This is a genomic window from Streptomyces sp. NPDC026394 (assembly GCF_055567735.1).
Map to the genome: position 1 here is coordinate 369,786 of NZ_JBVHPX010000003.1, position 15,920 is coordinate 385,705.

Sequence of the window (15,920 nt, forward strand, 5' to 3'; positions counted from 1 at the left end):
TAGGGGGAGGTTCCGGGTGCACGAAAGGCGGCATGTCGCACGGGCACGCGCCGGACCCGGCGTCGCACAGGCGCGCGCCGCCCCTACGCCCCCGCTCCCGGCCTCGCTCCCGGCCCCGTCCCGGAGCCCGCCCACAGCCCGTCCGGCGTCAGTCCGAGCAGGTCGATGGCGTTGCCGCGGACGATCCGTTCGACCGTCTCGGGCGCGAGGTGTCCCATCTGGGCCTCGCCGACCTCCCTGGAGCGCGGCCAGGTGGAGTCCGAGTGCGGGTAGTCGGTCTCGTAGAGGACGTTGCCGACGCCGATCGCGTCCAGGTTGCGCAGGCCGAAGGCGTCGTCGAAGAAGCAGCCGTACACGTGCCCGGCGAAGAGTTCGGAGGGCGGCCGCAGGACCTTGTCGGCGACGCCGCCCCAGCCGCGGTTCTCCTCCCAGACCACGTCGGCGCGTTCCAGGATGTACGGGATCCACCCGATCTGCCCCTCCGCGTACATGATCTTCAGGCCGGGGAAGCGGTCGAACGCTCCGCTCATCAGCCAGTCGACCATCGAGAAGCAGCAGTTGGCGAAGGTGATCGTGGAGCCGACGGCGGGCGGCGCGTCGGCGGAGGTGGACGGCATCCTGCTGGAGGAGCCGATGTGCATGGCGATGACAATCCCGGTCTCCTCGCAGGCGCGCAGGAAGGGGTCCCAGTCACCGGTGTGAATACTGGGCAGGCCCAGATGTGGCGGGATTTCGCTGAAGCAGACCGCCCGTACGCCCCGCTCCGCGTTCCGGCGCACCTCCCGCGCGGCCAGTTCCGCGTCCCACAACGGGACGAGGCAGAGCGGTATGAGGCGTCCGCCCGCGGCCGGACCGCACCACTCCTCCACCATCCAGTCGTTGTACGCGCGCACGCCCAGCAGCCCCAGTTCGCGGTCCTTGGCCTCGGTGAAGGTCTGGCCGCAAAACCGCGGGAACGTGGGGAAACACAGCGCCGACTGCACGTGATTGACGTCCATGTCGGCCAGCCGCTCCGGGACGCTGAAGGAGCCGGGACGCATCTGCTCGTAGGTGATGCCTTCGAGTCTGATGTCGTCGCGGGCGTAGCCGACGGCGGTGTCCAGGCGGGTCAGCGGGCGGTGCAGGTCCTCGTAGACCCACCAGTCGGCGAGCGGGCCCTCGTCCCCCGGCCGGCCCATCTTCGGCGCGAACCTGCCGCCCACGAAGGTCATTTCCTTCAGTGGTGCCCGGACGATTCGGGGGCCGATGTCGTGATATTTCGAGGGGAGGCGGTCCCGCCAGACGTGCGGCGGCTCCACCGTGTGGTCGTCCACCGAGATTATCTTCGGAAAACTCTCCATGTTTTTACCGTAGCGTCGAACTGACGGGTCGTCAGTAACCCAGTGACGGGAGGGAATGCATGCAGACGGCACCGTTCCGGGCGCCGGCCGGGCGCCGCGCGGCCTCGCAGGCGGCTGAGCAGCGACGCTCGGGCCCCCGTCCGCACCCGGACCGCGCACGGGAAGCTGCACGCGCATCCGCACGGTCACCGGCACCGGCGACCGCCCCGGCCCGACCCCCGCCACGCAGCCGAACACCAGCCCGAACGCCGGGCGTGGAGAGACCGTGCTGAGACCGGACCCCTACTGACGTAAGGGGCTACGACAAGGCAGACTGGCCGATGCGAACGAAGTGCACAGGGCAGGGGGACACCATGGACGACGGTCCGGAGCAGGGCCAGGAGCGGCTCCGCTTCACCGTGCTCGGTCCCGTACGGGCCTGGCGCGGCGCGACGCCACTGGCGGCCGGCTCCCCGCAGCAGCGTGCGCTGCTGGCCGCCCTTCTCCTGCGGGGCGGACGCACCGCCACCGCATCCGAACTCGTCGACGCCCTCTGGGGCGAGGAACCGCCGCACGCCGCCCTCGCGGCGCTGCGCACGTACGCCTCACGCATCCGCAAAGCACTCGGGGCGGACGCGGACACGCTGGTCAGCGAGTCCGGCGGCTATGCACTGCGGTCGGCGGACCACCGGCCGCTCGACCTCGACATGGTCCACGCCGAGCAGTACGCGGCCGACGCCGAGAAGGCCCGGGCCACCGGCGACCGCTGCCGCGCCCGGGACCTCCTGGACTCCGCGCTGGCCCTGTGGGACGGCGAACCGCTCGCCAACCTCGCCGGTCCCTACGCGGAGAACCAGCGCACCCGCCTGGAGGAGTGGCGCCTGTCCCTCATGGAGACGCGCCTGGAGCTCGACCTGGAACTGGGCTGCCACGGCGACGCCGTCTCGGAGCTGACCGCGCTGACCGCCGCGCATCCCCTGCGCGAGCGGCTGCGAGAACTCCTCATGCTGGCGCTGTACCGCAGCGGCCGGCAGGCCGAGGCACTTGCCGTATACGCCGACACGCGGCGTCTGCTCGCCGATGAGCTGGGGGTGGACCCCTGCGCGTCGCTCTCCGAACTCCAGCAGCGCATCCTGCGCGCGGACACGGAGCTGGACGCGCCCGCCGTGCCGCACGACGGCCAACTGCCCGGCGAGCCGGCCTTCGTACGTCCGCAGCAACTTCCGGCCACCGTCGCCGACTTCACCGGCCGGGCCGCCTTCGTCACGGAACTGAGCGAGCAGCTCGCCACCGCCGAGGGCCGGGTGATGGCCGTCTCGGCACTCACCGGCATCGGCGGCGTCGGCAAGACCACCTTGGCCGTGCATGTCGCGCACGCCGCCCATGCGCACTTCCCGGACGGTCAGCTCTACGTGGACCTCCAGGGCGTCGGGCACTCCCCGTCCCACCCGGAAGCGGTGCTCGGCGCGTTCCTGCGCGCGCTGGGGACGCCGGGCGCGGCCATCCCCGACGGCATCGAGGAACGGGCCGCCCTCTACCGCTCGGCCCTCGCCGGCCGCAGGCTGCTCGTCCTGCTCGACAACGCCCGCGACGCCGCCCAGGTCCGCCCGCTGCTGCCCGGTACGGACGGCTGCGCGGCGCTGATCACCAGCCGCGTCCGGATGATAGACCTGGCCGGCGCGCATCTGGTCGACCTGGACGTGATGAGCCCTGAGGAAGCGTTCACCCTCTTCGCGCTCATCGTGGGCGAGGAGCGCGTGAACGCCGAGCGCGAGGCGTCCATGGACGTGGTCGGCGCCTGCGGTTTCCTGCCGCTGGCCATCCGTATCGCCGCGTCCCGGCTGGCCGCCCGCCGCACCTGGACCGTCTCCGTACTCGCCCGCAAGCTGGCCGACGAGCGCCGCAGGCTGGACGAGCTGCGCGCCGGCGACCTCGCCGTGAACTCCACCTTCGAGCTGGGCTACAAGCAACTGGAGCCCCGCCAGGCACGGGCCTTCCGGCTGCTGGGCCTCGCCGACGGCCCCGACATCTCGCTCGCCGCCGCGGCCGCCCTCCTCGACATGGACACCGACGACGCCGAGGACCTCCTCGAATCGCTCGTCGACACCTCCCTCCTGGAGTCCGCCGCCCCCGGCCGCTACCGCTTCCACGACCTGGTGCACCTCTACGCCCGCTCCTGCGCGGAGCGCGACGAGCAGCCGGCCGAGGAACGCGACGCGGCCCTGGCCCGGCTGCTGGACTTCTACCTGGCCACCGCCACCCACATGTTCGCGCTGGAGCGCCCCGGGGACCGCCTCACCGACCACACGGAGACCCCGCACTACCCGGGCCTGCTCTTCACCGACCGCGCCGAGGCCCTGAGCTGGCTCTTCAACGAGACCCGCTCCCTGATCGCCTGCGCGCTGCAGAACACCGGCAAGAAGGTGCTGCGGCGCGCCGTCGACCTGTTGCTCCTGACCCGGGACATGGCCGAGTCCGGCGCCAACAGCCGTCAGTGGGAGCAGGCCAACCTCGTCCTGCTGGACGCCGCGCGCCGCGCGGGCGACCAGCACGCGGAGGGCCGGGCCCACTGGGCACTGGCGCCCTTCTACACCCATTCCGGACGGCTCAACGAGGCGGACGAGCACGCGAAGCTGGCCACCCTGCTGGGGCTCGCCGCCGAGGATCCCTTCGCCGCCTCGCAGGGCCCCAACGACCGCGGCATCATCGCCAGCATCCAGCACCGCTTCGAGGCGGCCGAGGGCTACCTGAACCAGGCCCTACTCGCCTTCCGCGAGAACGACAACAAGCAGTCCGAGGCCAGCGCGCTGTGCAACCTGTCGCGGCTGCACCTGGACACCGGGCGCACCGAGAGCGCCATCCAGCTCGCCGAGCAGGGTGTCGCCGCCCTCCGCGAGGTCGGCGCCACCCGCCGCCTCGGCAACGGCATGTACGCGCTGGGCATGGCGTTGACGCTGGCCGGCAGACTCGACGAGGCCACCCAGCAGCTCACCGAGGCACTCGTCATCTTCCGCGACAGCCGGCAGCGGTTCTGGGAGGGCATGACCTACCTCCGGCTCGCCGAGGTCGACCTGGCGGCCCACCGCCCGGCCAACGCTGCCAACTACGCCGAGCAGGCGCTGTCCGCCCTGCGGGGGCTCGGCGGCGGCCGCTGGCGGGCCGACGCGCTGACGACGCTGGGGCACGCCCTGAACCAGATCGGGCACACCGGACGGGCGAAGGTCTGCTGGCAGGAAGTCGTGTCCATCCACGAACAGCTCGGCCTGCCCGCGGACGGGGAGACGCAGCATTTCACCGCCCCTGTCGCGCTGGTGTAAAAGCCGCCCGGACGGCGGGCTTCAGGCGTTTATCGATCGTTCATCGCGAGGGGTCAGTCTCTAATTACCGATCCGCCGCCTCGGGGGGCAAGCGGCTCGGTGACCAGGCCCCACCGCAAGGTGTAAGGCCATGGTCCACCCGTCCGGCGACCCACGGGGGAGTTGCCGGCCGGGTGGGCCAACTGCGCCCACACAACGGAGTTGATCACCGTGAGCTCTCAGAATCAGGCTCGAAAGGACGACGACAGGAACATCGTCAAACCGCTGGACAGTCACCGGCCCATTCAGCCGCAGGACAGCCACCGGCCCATTCCGCCGCAACCCGTCGACAGCCATCGGCCGATCCAGCCGCAGGACAGTCACCGGCCCATCGTGCCGCAGGACAGTCACCGGCCGATCCAGCCGGAGACCGTCGACAGCCACCGGCCGATCCAGCCGGAGGACAGCCACCGCCCGATCACGCCCATGGACAGCCACCGGCCGATCACGCCCATGGACAGCCACCGGCCCATCAAGCCGGAGGACAGCCACCGGCCGATCATCGACGGTGCGCTGGTCACGGAGGACGCCACCCAGCCCGCACCGGGCCGGGACGGCAATGTGGTCGTGATGGACGAGGGCAACGTGCCCGTGGCCGAGCCGAAGTAGTGCGACGCCCGTACGGGCGGGTCACGGGGGAACCATCGGCCCGCCCGTACGGCGAGTAACTCCACACCAGACCCACTGCGGTTTCGGCAGTCCGGGGGATCGGGGGATCCGGGGGGACTGCTGAATCCGGGGATCGGGGGATCCGGGGGGATCCGGGGGATCGCGGGGGCCGGTTTCGATGGCACTCAGGGGGGAGCCATCGAAGCCGGTCCCCGCGGCATACCCGCAGTCATACGCTTTCGCCCCCGCTCTACGGCCGTTTCCGGCCGGGGGGATCGAACACATGCCTCACCAGAAGCTAGCGTCACTCATATGGGATTCCCCCACGGAGGAGCTGTCATGAGTTGTATCAAGCGCACCCTTGTCACTCTTGCTTTCGCCACTGCCGTAGCGGGCACGGCGGCGGTTCCCGCGTTCGCCGACACCCACCGGCCGATACCCGCCGACCGTTCCGTCGCGCCCGACACCCACCGCCCGACCCCTGTCGAGCGTTCCGTCGCGCCCGACACCCACCGGCCGGACGCGGGCGGATTTGTCCCGCTGGACACCCACCGCCCGTAACCCCCGGGCCCGTCACGGGCCCGGACCACGACCGACGGGGGCCGGACCAGGTGAGGCCGGCCCCTACGGCGTCCGATCCAAGGCTTGCTCGGGTCAAACGGCCGACCCCATGTCCGCCGACAGCCACCGCCGCGGCCGCAGCCGGATGGTCACCGACGGGCCGAACGTGGGCAGGACGTTCTTGAGGTACGCCGCCGCGGCCTCCGGAGCGAGGTAGCGCTCGGCGATCGCGCGCAGCTCCTCGTCCGTCGACGGCTCGGTCGAGACGACCTCCCCCTCGACCGACACATAGCGGACCGTCGGCTCGACCCGGTCCGCCATCAGGGAGAACCGGCCCGCCGCCGCGATCAGCCGGCTCTTGCGCGAATCCCGCTCGGTGGTGATCCACAGATCGCCGCCCGGCTCGTAGCCGTACCAGATGGGCACGGTCAGCGGGGCGCGGTCCGCCGTGCCCGACGCCACCGACAGGGCTCCGATGTGCGGCTCGGCCAGGAAAGCCTCGCGCTCTTCCGTACTCAACGGCATGGCCGTCTCCTCACGTGCTCGTGCGGACCAGGTCACCAGCTCCCAACGCCGTCCCCCGTGCGGATGTTCCGCATGTTCCGCCAGTTGACGTCTCCTCATGTCTGCGTACGTCTGCTACCGTCGCGGCCCCGCTCCCCTAGGAGGCGACGTGTTCGAACCCGATCGTGTGCGTTCGCTCTGGGAACTGATGGGGTACCGGGTGGAGCTGTCCCCGCGGCAGCCGATGTTCTTCGACGAGACCACCGGCGGCTCCGGGCAGACCGTCACCTTCGAGGAGGTACGGAACCGGGCCCTGCGGCTGGCGGCCGGGTTCCACGGGCTGGGGATCGGCGCCGGCACGCGCGTCCTGTGGCAACTGCCCACCTGGCCCCTGACCGTCGCGGTGTCCCTCGCGCTGGCCCGGCTCGGAGCCGTGCAGATACCCGTGCTGCATCTGCACCGGGCGCGGGAAGTCGGCTTCGCATTGCGGCAATCGGGCGCCGAGTACGCGATCGTGCCGGGCGAGTGGCGCGGTCACGACTATGCGGGCACGGCGCGGCAGGTCGCGCCCGCCGGTGTGCGGGTGCTCTCCGTCGCCGACGGGCTGCCGGAGGCCGCGCCCGGCTCCGGGGACGCGCTGCCGGACTTCGTACGGCCGGGCGGCACGCCGACGTGGATCTACTACACCTCCGGCACGACCGCCGACCCCAAGGGCGTCGAGCACACCGACGGCTCGCTCCTCGCGGGCGGCATCGGACTGGCCACCGCGCTGGGCATGACCGATGCGGACACCGGCTCGATCGCCTTCCCGTACGCACACGTCGCCGGGCCCGACTACGTGGTCGCGATGCTGCTCAGCGGCTTCCCGGCCGTCGTCCTGGACACGTTCGAACCGGCGGCCGCGGTCGCGGCGTACCGGCGGCACGGAGTCACCATGGCCGGTGGCAGCACGGCCTTCTACCAGGCGTTCCTCGATGAGGCCCGCCGTCGCCGGGCGCATGCCGGACCCGGACCGGCGGTCAAGCTCGTCCCCACGCTGCGGCTGCTGTCCGGCGGCGGGGCGCCGCTCCCGCCGGAGCTGTACCACGCGGCGGGCCGGGAGCTGGAGTGCGCGGTGGTGCACGGGTACGGGATGACGGAGTGCCCCATGATCGCGATGGGGACGCCGTACGACAGCGACGAACAACTGGCACACACCGTGGGCAAGCCGGTGACCGGAGCCCGCGTCCGGATCGCCCGGCCGGACGGCGGCGAGGCGCGGCCCGGCGAGCCGGGCGAGATCACGGTACGCGGGCCGATGGTCTGCCGCGGCTACACCGACCCGGCGCTGACGGCCGGGGCGTTCGACGCGGAGGGCTGGTTCCGCACCGGCGACCTGGGCCTGCTGCGTGCGGACGGGCACCTGGTGATCACCGGGCGGCTCAAGGACATCATCATCAGGAAGGGCGAGAACATCTCCGCCCAAGAGGTCGAGGAGCTGATCCGCGCGCATCCGGCGGTGGGCGAGGTGGCGGTGATCGGTCTGCCGGACCGGGAGCGCGGTGAACGGGTGTGTGCGGTGGTGACTCTCGCGGGGGCGGGGGCGGAGGCAGGCGCCCGGCCGGGGCCGGGGCCGGGCTCGGAGCCTGATGCGGTTCCGAGCCCGGGGGCCTTGACGCTCGGCGCGCTCACCGCACATCTGCGCCGGGCGGGGCTGATGCCGCAGAAGCTGCCGGAGCAGTTGGAGATCCTGGACGCACTGCCGCGGGGCGGCCCCTTGGACAAGGTGCTCAAGGGGGCGCTGCGGGAGCGGTTCGGGGAGCGCTGAGGGCCGGGGGCAGGTGAGGGTCAGGTGAGGGGGCCGGGCTGCGGCGCGGGCTCCGGGGCCGCGTCCGGGTCGGACGGCCGCGGGATCGGGTCCGGGCCCATGGGGTCGCTCGGCCCGGGCGGGGGCGGACTCGGGTCGCGTCCCGGCTGAGGTTCGGGTCCCGGCTGGGGGCCGGGCGGGTCGGGCGGGTCGGTCACGGGGCCGCCGGGCTCGGGCCCGTCGGGATACGGAGTGCTCATACTGCACGCCTTCCACGCGAGCGCCGCTTCACAACCACCGGATCGGGACAGCGGCCGACCGCGCCGCACTGCACTGCACCGTACCGAGGCCGCGACGGATGCGCGCAGCCCCCGGTCGGGGGGCCGGGGGCTGCGCCGGGGGTGGGCAAGTGGTTTACGGGTGGTAGCGCTCCTCCACCTTGGTGGCGATGCCCTTGTGGATCGTGGCGCGGACCTTGACCGTGTTCTTCTTGGCGGCCTCGTCGAGCTGGTCCGTGGTGCAGGCGGTGGTGCCGTAGCTGTCGTCCGTGATGGTGACCTGGCCGTCGGGGCCGCCGCAGATGGTCGCGGCTCCGAGGACCTCGGTGTCGGCGGCGACGAAGAACGCCTGCTCCGTACCGGACCGCGGGGTCACGGTGAGCTTGCCCGGGGCGAGGTACTTGAGGGTGCCGACCAGGGTGGCGTCGACGCCCTTGCGACCGGCGCCCGTACCGGCACCGGTACCGGTACCTGCTGCCTTGCCCGTGCCGGACCCGCTGGAGCCCGTGCCGCCCGACGTGCCGCCGCCGGTGGAGCCACCCGCAGCCTGTGCTCCCGAGGTGCCGGTGTCCACGGGACCCGCGTCGCCGCCCGCGGAGCCCGAGCCGCCGGACGATCCCGAGCCGCCGGACGAGCCGCCCTCGGGAGCGTCGACCGCCGCGCTCTCGGCCGGGCCCGGGCCGCCGGAGGAGCTGTTGCACGCGGTGAGCGAGAACGCCGCGACGGCGACGATCGCCGTGGCGGCGAGCCGGCGGCCGCGGCGGAAGGCGGCGGTGGTGAGGCTGGTCATGCGGTTCCCCCAGGAACAGGTGCGGCGGAGTCGTCGGTACGTACTCAACGGTGCCGGGGGCGGCTAACAGCCTGCTAACACCCCGGTAATCGACGGGTGGCGTCCTACGCCCCCCTGCCCGGGGCCTGCCGCTACGGGTGCGTCGGAAGGGCGAGAGCGCCGCGCAACTCGCCCTTGACGACCTTCCCGCTCGCGTTGCGCGGCAGGGCCGTCACGAACGTGACCTCCCGGGGCACCTTGTAGTTGGCCATCTCCCGGCGCGCCCAGGCGATCAGTTCCGCCGCGGTGAGCGTGGAGTGCGGGCGGCGGACCGTGTACGCCTTGCCGACCTCGCCGAGCCGGGGGTCGGGGATGCCGACGACGGCGACCTCGGCGACGTCCGGGTGGCGGGCGAGCAGGCGCTCGATCTCGGCGGGGTAGGCGTTGAAGCCGCCGACGATGAACATGTCCTTGAGGCGGTCGGTGACGCGCAGGTTGCCGTCGGCGTCCAGGACTCCGACGTCGCCGGTGCGCAGCCACCCGTCCGGGGTCAGCGCGTCGGCGGTGGCCGGCGGGTCCTCGTAGTAGCCGGTCATCACGTGATAGCCGCGGACCTGGACCTCGCCCGCCGTCCCCGGCTCCGCCACCCCCCGGCCGTCGGCGCCGGCGATCCGTATCTCCGTGCCGGGTACGGCGCGCCCGGACGTTCCGGCGACGGTGGCGGGCGGGTCGTCGCGGCGGCACATCGTGGCGATGCCGGAGCTTTCGGAGAGGCCGTAGGCGGTCAGTACGGTGCCGACGCCCAGCTCGGCGCGGAGCCGTTCGACCAGCTCCAGCGGTACGACGGCGGCGCCGGTGACGACCAGGCGCAGCGAGCCGAGGTCGTACCGGGCCCGGTCGGGGTGGTCGAGGAGCTGCTGGTGGAGGGAGGGCGGGCCGGGCAGCACCGTGACGCGTTCGGCGGCGATGTGGGCCAGCGCGGTGGGGACGCCGAAGACCGGCTGCGGGATCATCGTCGCGCCGCGCAGCAGGCAGGCGATGATGCCGGCCTTGTAGCCGAAGGTGTGGAAGAACGGGTTGACGATCAGGTAGCGGTCGCCGGGCACGAGTCCGGCGAGTTCGCTCCAGACGCCGTACGCGCGCAGGGTCTGCTGGTGGGTGATGACGGCGCCCTTGGGGAGGCCGGTGGTGCCGGAGGTGAAGATGATGTCGGAAGGGTCCTGGGGGCGGACGGCGTCGGCCCGTGCGCGCACCGCGTCGGCCGGTACCGCCTCGCCCGCCGCCAGGAAGTCCTGCCAGGTCTGGAAGGAGTCCGGGGCGTCTCCCGAGAGGACGACGGCCCGCTCCAGGTCCGGCAGGCCGGGGAGCGGGCCGCGACCGGAGCCCTCCCGGGCCGCGCGCCGCAGCGAGGCCACGTAGGACGTGCCGAGGAACGTGCCGGTGACGAACAGCAGGCGGGCGCGGGTGCGGCGCAGGACGTGGGCCGTCTCGGCGCCCTTGAAGCGGGTGTTGACCGGCACCAGGACGGCGCCCGCCGTCACCGCGCCGAGCGCCGCGGTGATCCATCCGGTGGTGTTGGGGGCCCACACGGCCACCCGGTCGCCGGGGCGGACACCGGCGGCGAGGCAGGCCGCCGCGGCCCGTTCGACCCGCTCCCCCAACTGTGCGTAGCTCAGGCGGTGGCGGCCTTCGGCGACCGCCTCGGCCGGGCCGTACCGCTCGGCGGCGGCCCGCACCAGCCGGGGGATCGTGCCGTGCTCCAGGTCGGCGCGGGGGTCGGTGGTGCCGGGCTCGTCCAGGTCACCGCGCATCGCACTACCTCCCGCGACAGAGCTGCCCGTACCGAGTAGCTGACTACCCGTCAGGTTAGCGGTAGCCTCCTCGGCTGTCAGCACGGACGGCCGACCACGGAGGTGGCGATGGGGGCGACCCTCAAGGACGCGGCGGTGATAGCCGGGACGGGCCAGACGGCGTTCGCCAAGCGGCTTCCGGAGTCCGAACGCACGCTGGCGTGCCGGGCCATCGTCGCGGCGCTGGACGACGCGGGGATCGCCCCGGCCGAGGTGGACGCGTTCGCCTCGTACACCATGGAGGAGACCGACGAGGTCGAGGTCGCCAAGGCGATCGGCGCCGGTGACGTCACCTTCTTCACCAAGGCCGGTTACGGCGGCGGCGGTTCGTGTGCGACCGTCGCGCACCTGGCTGCGGCCATCGCCACCGGCCAGGCGGGCGTGGGCGTCGCCTGGCGCTCGCGCAAGCGCGGATCGGGGCCCCGCCCGTGGCGGAACACCGCTGTCCAACTGCCCACTCCGGCCCAATGGACCCGACCTTTCGGTCTGCTGCGGCCCGCCGACGAGATCGGTGTCCTCGCCCGGCGCTACATGCACGAATACGGCGCGACCCGTGACCACTTCTTCAACGTCGCGCTCGCCTGCCGCAACCGCGCCAACCAGAACCCGGCCGCGATCATGTACGACCGGCCGCTGACCCGCGAGATGTACATGACCTCCCGCTGGATCAGCGAGCCGCTCTGCCTCTTCGACAACTGCCTGGAGACCGACGGCGCGCTGGCGTGTGTGGTCGTCGCCGCCGAACGCGCCCGCGACCTGCGCCACCGCCCGGTGTATGTGCACTCCGTCGCGCAGGGCCTGCCCGCCCAGCACCACGGCATGGTCAACTACTGGACCGACGACCCGCTCACCGGACCGGCCTGGACCGCGGCCCGGCAGCTTTGGAAGCAGGCCGACTTCGGCCCCGAGGACGTCGATGTGGCGCAGATCTACGACGCGTTCACCCCGCTGATCCCGCTCTCCCTGGAGGGGTACGGCTTCTGCGGGCGCGGCGAGGGCGCGGCCTTCACCGAGGGCGGCGCCCTGGAGATCGGCGGCCGGCTGCCCCTGAACACCGCGGGCGGCGGGCTGAGCGAGGCGTACGTACACGGTTTCAACCTCATCACCGAAGGCGTCCGGCAACTGCGCGGCACCAGTACCGCCCAGGTCCCGGACGCCGCCACCTGCCTGGTCACGGCCGGTGAGGGCGTCCCCACATCGGCCCTGCTGCTGAGGAGTTGAGTGCTCATGTCCACCAGCATGAGGCCGACCACTGACAACGGCCCCGAACCGGCCCCCGACCAGGGCAAAGCCCCGAACGCGACCCCCGCCCCCGCCGACGCTCTCCTCCTCCCCGTCCCCGACGACGACGGCGCCCCCTTCTGGGAGTACGCCGCCCGCCGCGAACTCCGCGTCCAGTCCTGCGCCGCCTGCGGCGAGCTGCGCTTCCCGCCCCGCCCGTGCTGCCCGCACTGCCAGTCCTTCGACCACCGCTGGCGGCGGATGTCGGGCCGGGGCCGCGTCTGGTCGTACGTCGTGCCGCACCCGCCGCTGCTGCCCGCCTACACCGCGCAGGCCCCGTACACCGTCGTCGTGGTGGAGCTGGCCGACGCCCCGCGCATCCGCCTGGCCGGCAACCTGGTCGCGGCCCCGGACGCCCCGCTGAACTCCGTCGACCCGGGCCGGGTCCGTATCGGCGCCGCGGTGAGGGTGGCGTTCCACGAGCAGGCGCCGGGCGTCACCGTGCCGCGCTGGCTGCTGGAGCGGCCGTGACGACGCCGGGCGGACAGCCGCCCGTCCGGGTGGAGACGGCGCCCGACGGCGTCGCCCTGGTCACGCTCGACCGGCCCGGACGCCACAACGCCATCGATCTGGCGACGGCCGGCGCGCTCGCGGCCGTCTGGCGCCGGTTCCGCTTCGACGACGCCGTACGGGCCGTCGTCCTGACCGGCGCCGGGCGTGCGGCGTTCTGCACCGGCATCGACCGCTCGGCGGACGTCCCGCAGCCGTCCGCCCCGTTCTCGGCCGACGACCCGCTGCTCGGCATCGGCCCGAAGGCGAACGACCTGTGGAAGCCGGTCGTCGCGGCCGTCGAGGGGATGGCCTGCGGCGGGGCGTTCTACCTGCTGGGCGAGTGCGAGTTCCTGGTGGCCTCCGAGGAGGCCACGTTCTTCGACCCGCACACGACGTACGGGATGGTCAGCGCGTACGAGTCGGTCTTCATGGCGCAGCGGATGCCGTACGGCGAGATCGCTCGGCTGTCCCTGATGGGCACGGCGGAGCGGCTCGGTGCCCGCCGCGCCCATGCGACGGGCCTGGTGTCGGAGCTGACGCCACCGGGCGGCGCGGTGGCGGCGGCCCGGCGTGCCGCCGCCGTGCTCGCCGCGCAGCCGACCGGCGCGGTGCAGGGCACCGTACGGGCCCTGTGGGCGTCGCGGGAGGCCGCGCGGGCGCAGGCCGTGGCCCACGCCCCGCAGCTCATCGCGCTGGGCAGTCTGCCGCCGGAGGAGCAGGCGGGGCTGTTCGCGGCCCGCTCCCGGGACTTCCGGGTCCGCTGACGCCGGGGCGCACCGGCCCCGGAGGCCGTACGCCCGCAAGCGTCACCGGTCCGCCGACGGCCCCGTCACAGCTCCGACTTGCGCGCCCTGCGGATCTCGCACTGGAACCACAGTTGCCGCGTCGAGGTGTTGGTGTAGCTGTACGAGGCCGTGTACGTCTCGGTCTGCCCCGGCCGGACGATGATGCTGCGCTGGTGCAGCCCGAACGCCGTGCCGTCGGCCGGCCGCGCCTTCATCCAGTTGACGGCCATCTCGTACTTGAAGGTCTTGGTCAGCGACGGATTGGTCACCGAGACCGAGTATTCGAGGCGGTGGGTCGACTGGTCGTAGCGGCAGTTGTTGCCGCGCGCGTCCGAGCGGCCGTCCGGGTCGTACGTCTCCTCCGGCGTCGGCGACGGCGAGTAGGAGTACGTCGGCTCGTACGAGGGCGAGTCGTAGCCGGGCGACGGCGAGTAGCGGTAGCCGGGAGGTGGCGGCGGCGGTGTCACCCGGCCGGCGTGGCCGCCGGGCAGCAGGGCGCCGCAGCCGACCAGCCCGAGCGCGCCGGCGGTCACCGTCACGGCCGCGATGGCGGCCCGCACGGGCCGCCGTTCCCAGGTGGCCATCAGGACAGCGGGGTGCGCTGGACGTCGGTCACCGAGCAGCGGTACGTACCGGCGGTGGCGGCGTCGGACGGCACGTACTGGATCACGTCGGTGGAGTCGGTGCGCCCCGGCATCACGTAGGGGATGCTCGGGTGGCGGGTGCCGAGGTCCTTGCCGCCGGGCGCGGTGAACTTCACCGTCAGCAGGTACGTGTACTTGGTGGTGGACGAGCTGTTGGTGGCGCTGACCGTGGTCTTCACGCTCCCGGCGCCGTTGTACCGGCAGCCGTTGATCTTGATGTCGCCCATGGCGCTGCGGCTGCTGCCGGAGCCGCCGCTGGTGTAGCCGGAGGTACTGCCGCTGGTGCTGCCGCCACTGGTCGTGCTGCCGCTCGTCGAGCTGCCGCCGCTGGTACCGCCGTCGTAGCCGCCGGTGCTGGCCTCGTAGCCGCCGCTGCTGCTGCCGCTGGTGCTGCTGCCGCCCGTGCTGCTGGAACCGCCGTCGCTGCTGCTGTGGCTGCTGCCGCAGCCACCTCCGTGCGAGTGACGGGCGCCGGTCAGCGCGACCAGGACCACCGCGGCCGCCGCGACCGCGCGGACATGACGGAATTTCATGTTGTTGTGCCCCCGTTGACCCCGTTGAAAGAGCCGCGTCCTGCCCGTGCGGCCTCGCTCGTCCTTATCTTTTCTTGACGAGTGCACGGCAGACTAGCAACCTCTTTGCGTTACCCAAAATCTCTTCCTGACCAGGTAAAACGCGCAGGTCTGGCGCGCGCGTGCAGTCGGGCGTAGCGTCGATTACAGAGGGAAACGGGACGAATCAGCGACCTGAGAGGCGACGCCTGTGGTGCGCAACGTACTCGGATCCGTACTGGCCCTCGCCGGAGCGGCGGCCGCCGTCTGGAGCCCCTTCCGTGCCTGGTACGACGGCCGTCACGGACGCGAGATCCGTATCGAGGACCTGTTCCGGGGCATCACCGGGGACAAGGCGGACCTGTTCGGCTCGGTGTTCCTGCCGATGGCCTTCGCCGCGCTGGTGACCCTGCTGGGCATCGTGTTCCGCTCCCGCCTGCTCGTCGCGGTGGCGGGACTCGTCGTGCTCGGCTTCACCATCCTGTGGATGGTCCGCCAGGGGCAGCAGGCGGGCAGCCTCACCGTGGGCGAGAACGCCGGCCAAGGGGTGGGGCTGGGGGTGGCGTACGCCCTCGGAGGGGGCGCGCTGCTGTGGCTGGGAGCCCTGGTGATGAGCGGGCGCCGGGGCGTGCGCTCCCGGCGCCGGGAGGCCGGTTCCGCGGAGCGGGACAACCGGTACGGCGAGCCGACGCCCTACGGGGCCCCCGGGCCCGAGTGGGAGCCCGGCCCGATCCGGGGCGGCGACACCCCGCCGCAGGGCACCCCCGCGTACGGCGCGACACCGCCTCCGGCACCCCATCAGCAGCCGCCCGTACGGTGGCCGGGCGCCGGGCACCCGCCGCCCGCGTCGGGCCCGCCGGACCCGGACGACCAGCCCACCCGGGCGGTCCGGATGCCCCCGGCCTCGGACGATCCGGGACAGCCGCCGCCCCGGCCCGACGACGAGACGCGGCCCATCAGGACGACACCGCCACCGGAACGGCCGGTACAGCCGGAACGGCCGGAGCATCCGGTACAGACGGAGCCCCCGGAGCGGCCGGTACAGCCGGAGCCCCCGGAGCGGCCGGTACAGCCGGAGCAGGAACGGCCCGGGCAGCCGCCCCGCGACAAGGACCGGTAGCCGCGCCCGCGCGAG

General features: G+C 72.9%; 15 protein-coding genes. 8 read left to right on the forward strand and 7 right to left on the reverse strand.

What is annotated here, in order from left to right; all coding sequences use genetic code 11:
- Positions 1–83: 83 nt before the first annotated feature.
- Positions 84–1,340: an amidohydrolase family protein gene (locus ACZ4QV_RS10000; protein ID WP_361638708.1), complete on the reverse strand. Its 1,257-nt coding sequence runs from the start codon at positions 1,338–1,340 to the stop codon at positions 84–86.
- A gap of 353 nt (positions 1,341–1,693) precedes the next feature.
- On the opposite strand from ACZ4QV_RS10000, the gene afsR reads away from it, so the two are divergent.
- From afsR to ACZ4QV_RS10015, 3 genes are all read left to right on the forward strand, one after another.
- Complete coding sequence (afsR, locus tag ACZ4QV_RS10005; RefSeq protein WP_361149437.1) at positions 1,694–4,636, forward strand: SARP-family global regulator AfsR; 2,943 nt, start codon at positions 1,694–1,696, stop codon at positions 4,634–4,636.
- Between the two features lie 210 nt (positions 4,637–4,846).
- Entirely contained in the window at positions 4,847–5,284 is a 438-nt protein-coding gene (locus ACZ4QV_RS10010) for a laminin G (protein WP_361149434.1), read from the forward strand.
- 339 nt (positions 5,285–5,623) lie between these two features.
- Positions 5,624–5,845, forward strand: a complete 222-nt coding sequence (locus tag ACZ4QV_RS10015) for a hypothetical protein (protein ID WP_361149432.1) — start codon at positions 5,624–5,626, stop codon at positions 5,843–5,845.
- 93 nt (positions 5,846–5,938) lie between these two features.
- Here the strand turns inward: ACZ4QV_RS10015 and ACZ4QV_RS10020 are convergent, their stop codons facing one another.
- Entirely contained in the window at positions 5,939–6,370 is a 432-nt protein-coding gene (locus tag ACZ4QV_RS10020; RefSeq protein WP_361617668.1) for a pyridoxamine 5'-phosphate oxidase family protein, read from the reverse strand.
- A 148-nt stretch (positions 6,371–6,518) separates the two neighbouring features.
- Here ACZ4QV_RS10020 and ACZ4QV_RS10025 point away from each other — a divergent pair, with 148 nt between their 5' ends.
- A complete protein-coding gene (locus ACZ4QV_RS10025; RefSeq protein WP_361149427.1) occupies positions 6,519–8,156 on the forward strand; it encodes a class I adenylate-forming enzyme family protein in 1,638 nt (545 codons plus the stop codon).
- 20 nt (positions 8,157–8,176) lie between these two features.
- Here ACZ4QV_RS10025 and ACZ4QV_RS10030 read toward each other — a convergent pair whose 3' ends face one another.
- From ACZ4QV_RS10030 to ACZ4QV_RS10040, 3 genes are all read right to left on the reverse strand, one after another.
- Positions 8,177–8,395, reverse strand: a complete 219-nt coding sequence (locus ACZ4QV_RS10030; protein WP_361149424.1) for a hypothetical protein — start codon at positions 8,393–8,395, stop codon at positions 8,177–8,179.
- A 154-nt stretch (positions 8,396–8,549) separates the two neighbouring features.
- Positions 8,550–9,203, reverse strand: coding sequence for a hypothetical protein (locus tag ACZ4QV_RS10035; protein ID WP_361617671.1), 654 nt, complete (start codon positions 9,201–9,203; stop codon positions 8,550–8,552).
- A gap of 131 nt (positions 9,204–9,334) precedes the next feature.
- Entirely contained in the window at positions 9,335–10,993 is a 1,659-nt protein-coding gene (locus ACZ4QV_RS10040) for a FadD3 family acyl-CoA ligase (RefSeq protein ID WP_467762758.1), read from the reverse strand.
- A gap of 108 nt (positions 10,994–11,101) precedes the next feature.
- On the opposite strand from ACZ4QV_RS10040, the gene ACZ4QV_RS10045 reads away from it, so the two are divergent.
- Genes ACZ4QV_RS10045 through ACZ4QV_RS10055 form a run of 3 tightly spaced genes read left to right on the forward strand, consistent with a single transcriptional unit; the run spans position 11,102 to position 13,569 of the window.
- A complete protein-coding gene (locus tag ACZ4QV_RS10045) occupies positions 11,102–12,253 on the forward strand; it encodes a lipid-transfer protein (protein WP_361149416.1) in 1,152 nt (383 codons plus the stop codon).
- Between the two features lie 6 nt (positions 12,254–12,259).
- Positions 12,260–12,784, forward strand: coding sequence for a Zn-ribbon domain-containing OB-fold protein (locus ACZ4QV_RS10050; RefSeq protein WP_361149413.1), 525 nt, complete (start codon positions 12,260–12,262; stop codon positions 12,782–12,784).
- On the forward strand, positions 12,781–13,569 hold the full coding sequence (locus ACZ4QV_RS10055) for an enoyl-CoA hydratase/isomerase family protein (RefSeq protein WP_361149410.1): 789 nt from the start codon (positions 12,781–12,783) through the stop codon (positions 13,567–13,569). Before ACZ4QV_RS10050 ends, ACZ4QV_RS10055 begins: the two co-directional genes overlap by 4 nt.
- A gap of 65 nt (positions 13,570–13,634) precedes the next feature.
- Here ACZ4QV_RS10055 and ACZ4QV_RS10060 read toward each other — a convergent pair whose 3' ends face one another.
- Together ACZ4QV_RS10060 and ACZ4QV_RS10065 are read right to left on the reverse strand one after the other, a co-directional pair.
- Positions 13,635–14,174 carry a hypothetical protein gene (locus ACZ4QV_RS10060; protein WP_361149407.1) on the reverse strand — a complete coding sequence of 180 codons (540 nt, stop codon included), beginning with the start codon at positions 14,172–14,174 and terminating at the stop codon, positions 13,635–13,637.
- The gene (locus ACZ4QV_RS10065; RefSeq protein WP_361587392.1) at positions 14,174–14,767 is read right to left on the reverse strand and encodes a hypothetical protein; all 594 of its coding nucleotides are present in this window, start codon (positions 14,765–14,767) and stop codon (positions 14,174–14,176) included. Before ACZ4QV_RS10065 ends, ACZ4QV_RS10060 begins: the two co-directional genes overlap by 1 nt.
- A 229-nt stretch (positions 14,768–14,996) precedes the next feature.
- Here ACZ4QV_RS10065 and ACZ4QV_RS10070 point away from each other — a divergent pair, with 229 nt between their 5' ends.
- Complete coding sequence (locus ACZ4QV_RS10070) at positions 14,997–15,905, forward strand: hypothetical protein (protein WP_467762759.1); 909 nt, start codon at positions 14,997–14,999, stop codon at positions 15,903–15,905.
- The last annotated feature ends 15 nt before the right edge of the window (positions 15,906–15,920 follow it).

What these genes read in the sequence shown, in the direction of transcription:
- ACZ4QV_RS10040 (WP_467762758.1), bottom strand. Translation starts at nt 10,993, where the DNA reads ATGCGCGGTGACCTGGACGAGCCCGGCACCACCGACCCCCGCGCCGAC.
- ACZ4QV_RS10045 (WP_361149416.1), top strand. Translation starts at nt 11,102, where the DNA reads ATGGGGGCGACCCTCAAGGACGCGGCGGTGATAGCCGGGACGGGCCAG.
- ACZ4QV_RS10060 (WP_361149407.1), bottom strand. Translation starts at nt 14,174, where the DNA reads ATGGCCACCTGGGAACGGCGGCCCGTGCGGGCCGCCATCGCGGCCGTG.
- ACZ4QV_RS10000 (WP_361638708.1), bottom strand. Translation starts at nt 1,340, where the DNA reads ATGGAGAGTTTTCCGAAGATAATCTCGGTGGACGACCACACGGTGGAG.
- ACZ4QV_RS10050 (WP_361149413.1), top strand. Translation starts at nt 12,260, where the DNA reads ATGTCCACCAGCATGAGGCCGACCACTGACAACGGCCCCGAACCGGCC.
- ACZ4QV_RS10015 (WP_361149432.1), top strand. Translation starts at nt 5,624, where the DNA reads ATGAGTTGTATCAAGCGCACCCTTGTCACTCTTGCTTTCGCCACTGCC.
- afsR (WP_361149437.1), top strand. Translation starts at nt 1,694, where the DNA reads ATGGACGACGGTCCGGAGCAGGGCCAGGAGCGGCTCCGCTTCACCGTG.
- ACZ4QV_RS10065 (WP_361587392.1), bottom strand. Translation starts at nt 14,767, where the DNA reads ATGAAATTCCGTCATGTCCGCGCGGTCGCGGCGGCCGCGGTGGTCCTG.
- ACZ4QV_RS10020 (WP_361617668.1), bottom strand. Translation starts at nt 6,370, where the DNA reads ATGCCGTTGAGTACGGAAGAGCGCGAGGCTTTCCTGGCCGAGCCGCAC.
- ACZ4QV_RS10030 (WP_361149424.1), bottom strand. Translation starts at nt 8,395, where the DNA reads ATGAGCACTCCGTATCCCGACGGGCCCGAGCCCGGCGGCCCCGTGACC.
- ACZ4QV_RS10035 (WP_361617671.1), bottom strand. Translation starts at nt 9,203, where the DNA reads ATGACCAGCCTCACCACCGCCGCCTTCCGCCGCGGCCGCCGGCTCGCC.